This window comes from Acinetobacter lactucae (genome assembly GCF_013344765.1).
In the GTDB taxonomy this organism is placed as follows: domain Bacteria; phylum Pseudomonadota; class Gammaproteobacteria; order Pseudomonadales; family Moraxellaceae; genus Acinetobacter; species Acinetobacter lactucae_A.
In genome coordinates this window covers 1-551 of the sequence record NZ_JABVBF010000407.1, presented here as the reverse complement: position 1 = coordinate 551, position 551 = coordinate 1, and the positions used below count along the sequence as shown (strand labels likewise).

The 551-nt window shown below is 35.4% G+C and carries 1 protein-coding gene; it reads right to left on the bottom strand.

The genetic code is table 11. The features are described from left to right. Positions 1-35: 35 nt before the first annotated feature. Positions 36-464 (bottom strand): pilin, encoded by a 429-nt coding sequence (locus HUN22_RS17590; protein WP_174732058.1) that lies wholly within the window; start codon positions 462-464, stop codon positions 36-38. Positions 465-551: the final 87 nt, after the last annotated feature.

Genomic DNA, 551 nt, shown 5'->3' with positions numbered 1-551 from the left:
AAAGAGAGGTCTAAGCCTCTCTTTTTATTTTTAACTTATGAAGCTGTAAAAGATTGTGGAAGTAACTCAACTGGTGCATTCGTATCACTATTTTTTGTCAGGATACCTGTTTCACTTACATTCATTCCAATCTTTTTAGATGTAAGCTTATTTGATACACCTGATGATTTGAAGGTATAGGTAATAGTACAAGCTGGAGCTGAACCACCAATCACTGCTTCCCCATATTTACCATCTACTTTATCAGCTGCTGTTGCTGCATTAGCGCCACCTGCAAAACAAGTTCCAGCTTGTAGATTAGTATTAATCGTTGTTTTCAACCCATCTGCTAAAGTAAATGCTTCAGATGCTTGAGATCTAGCAATATAATTTTGATACTGTGGAATCGCAATTGCTGCCAAAATACCAATAATGGCAACTACGATCATGAGTTCAATTAATGTAAAACCTTTTTGTGCATTCATAGCCTTTTCCCCAAAGATTGTATGTATGTTTTTATATAAGCTTTTTCAGCTATCAACTATATTGCAGCATCCATGCCAACTTTTATT